The organism is Bradyrhizobium sp. (assembly GCF_019242285.1).
GTDB lineage: Bacteria > Pseudomonadota > Alphaproteobacteria > Rhizobiales > Xanthobacteraceae > Bradyrhizobium.
In genome coordinates this window covers 1-5,065 of record NZ_JAFAVV010000774.1, presented here as the reverse complement: position 1 = coordinate 5,065, position 5,065 = coordinate 1, and the positions used below count along the sequence as shown (strand labels likewise).

The following is a 5,065-nucleotide window of genomic DNA, read 5'->3' as shown; positions in this document are numbered from 1 at the left end:
CGGATGCTTTGCATGGTCGATGTGTCCCCTGCGCTCGACCGCCATCGCGGCCCCAGACCTTGGTCGAGTCCCGCACCTTCACGCGCGTCTCGCATTTTCTCGTTGCTCGCCCGAAGCAGAAACCGCCGCGCTCCGAAAAAAGGAGGCGGCGGCAAGTTGGGGAGAGACCAGCAGTTATCCGTTGCGCAGGGTCTCGGCGCTGCGCTTCCATTGCGAGACGTTGTCGGCGATCATGCGGGTTGATTTCATCGCCGCCTGACTGAGCTGGGCGTAGCCGGAGATCTCGCGCTGCACGCGCTGGCCCTCGGCATGCAGCACGTCGCGCAGGCCTTCGAGCTCGGTGATCAGATTCTCGATCTCGGCGAGCGAGGTGCCGGCGACGCGCTGGATCAGCGAGTTGAAGTTGCTCACGGCTGTTTCCGCGCCGGCATCGAGCGGAGGCGGCTCGGCGCTGGGCATGCCGCCCGGTCGGCGCAGATAGGCAATGTCGTTGCGGACGAAATCGCGGATACCGGCTTCGACTTCGGACACCGCCCCATCCACTTCGGTCTCCGACGAGTCGAGCTTCTCTGGACGAATGACATTCATCGTCTATTCCCCTTTATCGCGTTGAGCGAGCTTCCCCGCACGACGAGCGGCGCTATGAGAAGCGGCTGAATTTGACCACATCGCGGCGATCATGCGGCATACCCCGTTCATTCGGTCGGATTTGGCGTGGCGGGAATGTGTCGCGGCTCACCAGCTCCGCTTGAAACCTGCGGTGATGCTCTTGGTGGTCGTGCCCTGCGCGGTCTCGCCGACCGATCCGGAAAGGCTGATGCCGCCGTACAGTTTCTGCTCGGCGCCGACGCGTCGCAGCCATCGATCCTCGCTCGACGACAGCGTCTGCCCGGCGGTGAGGCTGGTTCCGCTGCGCGCCATGTCGAGCTTCGCGGACTGCTCGGTGTCGTAGCTGCGGCTCGGATGGCTGATGATGCCGGGCACCGGCACGATGCCCTGCTGGATCAGGTTGTAGCCGTTCTGCAGGCTCAGCGAATACTGTGCGTCGAGCGGCACAGACTTGGTCAGCGAGGTGCCGATCCGGCTCTGCTCCTGGTTCGGCGTGACCCGTGCCTCGACCGCGGTTCTGTCCCACACCGATCCGGCGCCGGGCGCGGTGACCGCGGCCCACGCGCTGCCGGAGGATTGCGGTGCGCTGCCGCCGTTGGTGGCCTTCTCGGCGAGCAGTTCCGACATCGTGGTCGGCTGCGGCGCGACCGTCATGTCGGCGCCGACGCGGGTGTCCCAGATGGGCGTGACCTGCTGCTTGACCGACACAGCCGACGAGCCGTTCGCGGTATTGCTGCCGCTCCAGCTCATGCCGCCGATGGCCGCCGTGCCGGTCGCGAACTGCGTCTTGGTGTTCGACTTGCCGCTGGACTTGGCGGTTCCCACCAGAGTGGACGCATCGACATTGAGTTGGCTCCAGTCGAGCTTGTCGACGTCGATGTCCTTCATGATGTCCGGGTCGGCGCTCTTGACCTCGGCGCCGTCGGCGGACTTCGCATCGGCGTCGGCCGCATCCTTGGCATCGGTATCCTTGTTGTCCGCAGTTCCCGTGTTCCCCTCGCCATCTTTCGGCGGCTGGGATTGTGGCGAGGGCTGATCGGTCTTGGTAAAGTCCCAGGCGCCTTGCGCCAGTCCCGGTCGCGGCAGCGTCAGGCCAAATGCAAGGCCGAGCGCGATCGCCAGCGCCGGCGCGCCACCCCATAGTCTGCCCCTCATCACCCGCCCCCGCGACTTCAATTTGCCAATGATGCGGTGATTTCGGCGCAGAATTGTGACGGATCAAGCCCGGGACCGCGTCAGCGATGAAAAATGTCAACCGCGCGACACCAGTTTCGGCAAATGGATCGGCTGGCCGAGCGCCTGCTCCACCAGGTCGAAGGTGTCGACCAGAACGCGCAGGTTGGTGAGCCTGCCGGCCTTGAACTGGGCGAAATGCGCGATCCGGAGCGAGAGCGGCTTGTTGGCGTCGAGCAGCGTCAGCGAATAGCGCAGCATCGAAGCGGCGGTGTCCACGCCGAGCAGGACGCGCTCGCGCTCGAAACGATGCACCCGGACATTGTCGGCGATCTGCCGGATCACCGCGATCACCGCCTCCCGGCCGTGACGGGCGCCGAGAAACGGGAACATGTCGATCGGGCCGTAGATCGCCCACTCGACGTCCTCGTCGAGGGCGGCTTCGAGTTCGTCGAACTGGCGCTCGTTGATCGCGCGATGCAACGCACGCGAGAAGCGCCAGAGGCTGTGCTCTGTCATCTCGTTCATTCCGATGCTGGCTTGCAAAAAAAGCAGCCGGAGCAGGGCACGTCATCGACGAGCATCTGGCGCGGTTGCTGATGTTTCTATTTTCAACGTCCGAGCTAGGTGACATTTCGGTGAATTGCAACGGCCTTACTGCAATTTAATGCAGGTGACCGCGGTGCTGCCGTTCAGTTGTCTCGTCAGCTGTCCCCTGGACCGGCTCGTGTTCGATGGCGATCTCGCTGTCGCGGAACGCCAGGACATCGAACATCATCGAAGGTGTCGATGATCTCGCGGATGTGGCCGACCTTGCCGTTGCGACGTCAGCGGCCGTGCCAAAAGCCAGAACGCGCCGTCGGGCTTCAATGCCGCGGCAGGCAGCGAGATCCCGAACGGACTCTCCATCTGTCCGATGCCGCGCAAGGCGGCGCGCGACGTGCCGGCGGTGAGCCCCTACCGCTATGCGATGACGCAGGACAAGCTGCTGCTCGTCAATCCGTCGGACAACAGGATCGCGAACGTCCTGAGCAAGCCGTAAGGCTTGCCCAAGATGGAACCGCGATGCACGACGGCGGTTGGTGATGCGAGATTCCTGAACCCCAAGATTTCTGAAACCCGAGGGCTCGCATCATGAAATCCCTGGTCATCGGACTGACCGCCGTCGCCGCGCTGGCGCTTGTTTCCACCTCGTCCGCCGACGCCAAAGGCTGCATCAAGGGCGCCATCGTCGGCGGTGTCGCCGGCCATTATGCCGGCCATCACGGCGCGCTCGGCGCCGCCGCCGGCTGCCTCTACGGCCACCATCGCGCCAATGAGCAGGAGCGTCAGCAGCAACAGCAGCAACAGCAGAGCCGGGTCAACGACCGGAGCTGAGGGCTGTTGCCGTAGTTGGCATAGGAGTGGGCTAAGCGCGGCGCGCCCACCGTCTCTCGACAGCTCCGGTCCTGCATGGTGGGCACGCCACGCTTGGCCCATCCTACGACTTCATGATCATGGCCGGGCGCATCCCGGCCATTTCCGTCTGCGGCGATCTCAACGACGGAGACTTCGATGACGAAACCGCTGGAGAAGATCATCAAGCCGGTGCCCGACGACAACCAGAGCCACAAGGGCGCCGGCAGCGCGCCCGCCGTGCCGCTCGACACCACGAAAGGCCATCGCGACGATGAGAAGCAGAACATCCGCGAGCAGGCCGCGCACGGCAATCTCACGCAGAACACCAGCAACCGCCGCTCGGGGTAATTGGAGACGGTAGGGCGGGCCAAGGAGCGCAGCGACGTGCCCACCATCGATCAGCAGCGTTGCTCCAAGTGGTGGGCACGCTTCGCTTACGCTCTGTCGAGCTTCAGCGATGCTTTGCCCACCCTACGGCACTTTTGCGTGACGCGCATCACGCTGCCTCCCATCACATCCATCTAGGCTTCCGGCCTCCGCCCCGTTCCCAGGAGCCGTCGCCCATGGATGCCGTCACGCAGGCGAAATCGCCGTCGCAGAACCGCCTGGAAGGTTTTGCGCTCAACGCGCTGTTCGTCGGCCTTCCCACCTATGCCGGCGCCGTGCTGACGCTGAAGCTGATGGACGCGCACGAGATCGTGGGCACTCCGGGTGCGGCGATCTTCGTCGTGATCGGCGCGCTGGTGCAGGCGCTGCTGGCGCCGGCGCTGGCGCGGCGCTTTCCGAACTTCTTCCGCCACGGCCACGAGCCCGTGTTCTACGACCCGCGGCTGTCGTTCGTCGACAAGATCGCGCTGTGGCGCTCGCAGCCGCTCGCCTCGCTGCAACTCGTCACCAGCGTGCTGATGCTGTCGGTGCTGGCCGTCGGCGTCGCCAGCATGAGCTGATGCCTGCGCGTCGAGCGCATGATCGGCGCGCGCAACAGGGGCGCCATTTTTCAGATTAGACCTGTCAAACAGCCACTCACTCCGCTGTCATGCCCGCGAAAGGGCATCCAGCACGCCGTGGCCCATCGATGCGAGCACCGGCGTCTCTGGAATGCTGGATCGCCCGGTCCCGCCTACGCCAAAGGCTTCGGCGGGCTCGCAAGCCGGGCGACGACATCGAAGCAAGGTCTCACGTTCTCGCGGCGCGTTCGCGCCCGAGGCCTGCTGAGATCGTCGTCCCTCTCGAAACCGGAGGGCGCAGGGAAGACCGGGTGCCCGCCGCACCCATGGCCCCCGTGCGTGAAATAGTGCACGGGGCAGGAACCACAGGCGAAGGCGGAAACGACCCGGCCCTCCCTGCACGGTGGTTTACGGCTTATTCCGCGCTCTCCCCGGGGACCGGGCTTTCTTGCCCCCGTCACTCGCGCGATGCGAAAGCATCGTCACAAGCTTGACGCCAGCATCGGGGCGCCAGGACCACACGGCTTCGCCGTCCGCAACCGCGCCGCTCGTCCAGCGCCGCCATCGCGTCCACCATATCCCGCACCCAACGTCCGTGACGACGCGTACGCCCCTCCCGAGGGGTGCGGGACGGGGTGCATTATGCCGCTGATTTGGGTTTCGGGTCAAGCGAAATTACGAAAATCGGAAGGCGCTGGGTGCGGCGGATTGGCACGACGGGCAGTCACATTGCTCATCACAGAGGAATAAAGGAGCGACCTTGGATTCTCGAGTGGCGGGCAGTGAGACTCGTAGATTCCATGGGGGAGCGGTGAGCGAGCCCTTCCGGTAGGTTTGGGTTTTCCACGACTCGAACCATCGGAGAGCCAGATGCAAGCATCGACCCAAGGCACGCCCACCGCGGACAATTGTGGCACGATTTTTGTTGCGATTGAACT

At 64.7% G+C, this 5,065-nt stretch carries 7 protein-coding genes; 4 read left to right on the top strand and 3 right to left on the bottom strand.

Going from position 1 to position 5,065, the window contains the following annotated elements; genetic code table 11:
• Positions 1–174: 174 nt before the first annotated feature.
• The 3 genes from JOY90_RS31545 to JOY90_RS31535 all read right to left on the bottom strand — a co-directional run bounded on the left by JOY90_RS31545 (position 175) and on the right by JOY90_RS31535 (position 2,301).
• Positions 175–588 (bottom strand): hypothetical protein, encoded by a 414-nt coding sequence (locus JOY90_RS31545; RefSeq protein ID WP_291695003.1) that lies wholly within the window; start codon positions 586–588, stop codon positions 175–177.
• A 147-nt stretch (positions 589–735) separates the two neighbouring features.
• On the bottom strand, positions 736–1,764 hold the full coding sequence (locus JOY90_RS31540; protein ID WP_291695002.1) for a hypothetical protein: 1,029 nt from the start codon (positions 1,762–1,764) through the stop codon (positions 736–738).
• Positions 1,765–1,860: 96 nt separating this feature from the next.
• Positions 1,861–2,301 (bottom strand): nuclear transport factor 2 family protein, encoded by a 441-nt coding sequence (locus JOY90_RS31535; protein ID WP_291695001.1) that lies wholly within the window; start codon positions 2,299–2,301, stop codon positions 1,861–1,863.
• Between the two features lie 397 nt (positions 2,302–2,698).
• Between JOY90_RS31535 and JOY90_RS31530 the strand changes: the two genes are divergently transcribed.
• The 4 genes from JOY90_RS31530 to JOY90_RS31515 all read left to right on the top strand — a co-directional run bounded on the left by JOY90_RS31530 (position 2,699) and on the right by JOY90_RS31515 (position 4,127).
• Positions 2,699–2,824: a hypothetical protein gene (locus tag JOY90_RS31530; RefSeq protein WP_291695000.1), complete on the top strand. Its 126-nt coding sequence runs from the start codon at positions 2,699–2,701 to the stop codon at positions 2,822–2,824.
• A gap of 92 nt (positions 2,825–2,916) precedes the next feature.
• Entirely contained in the window at positions 2,917–3,159 is a 243-nt protein-coding gene (locus JOY90_RS31525; protein WP_291694999.1) for a hypothetical protein, read from the top strand.
• A 177-nt stretch (positions 3,160–3,336) separates the two neighbouring features.
• A complete protein-coding gene (locus JOY90_RS31520; protein WP_291694998.1) occupies positions 3,337–3,528 on the top strand; it encodes a hypothetical protein in 192 nt (63 codons plus the stop codon).
• 215 nt (positions 3,529–3,743) lie between these two features.
• Positions 3,744–4,127: a hypothetical protein gene (locus tag JOY90_RS31515; protein ID WP_291694997.1), complete on the top strand. Its 384-nt coding sequence runs from the start codon at positions 3,744–3,746 to the stop codon at positions 4,125–4,127.
• Positions 4,128–5,065: the final 938 nt, after the last annotated feature.

Bases quoted from the DNA above. Each gene is read 5' to 3' on its own strand.
- JOY90_RS31545 (WP_291695003.1), bottom strand. From the start codon at position 588: ATGAATGTCATTCGTCCAGAGAAGCTCGACTCGTCGGAGACCGAAGTG.
- JOY90_RS31540 (WP_291695002.1), bottom strand. From the start codon at position 1,764: ATGAGGGGCAGACTATGGGGTGGCGCGCCGGCGCTGGCGATCGCGCTC.
- JOY90_RS31535 (WP_291695001.1), bottom strand. From the start codon at position 2,301: ATGACAGAGCACAGCCTCTGGCGCTTCTCGCGTGCGTTGCATCGCGCG.
- JOY90_RS31530 (WP_291695000.1), top strand. From the start codon at position 2,699: ATGCCGCGCAAGGCGGCGCGCGACGTGCCGGCGGTGAGCCCCTACCGC.
- JOY90_RS31525 (WP_291694999.1), top strand. From the start codon at position 2,917: ATGAAATCCCTGGTCATCGGACTGACCGCCGTCGCCGCGCTGGCGCTT.
- JOY90_RS31520 (WP_291694998.1), top strand. From the start codon at position 3,337: ATGACGAAACCGCTGGAGAAGATCATCAAGCCGGTGCCCGACGACAAC.
- JOY90_RS31515 (WP_291694997.1), top strand. From the start codon at position 3,744: ATGGATGCCGTCACGCAGGCGAAATCGCCGTCGCAGAACCGCCTGGAA.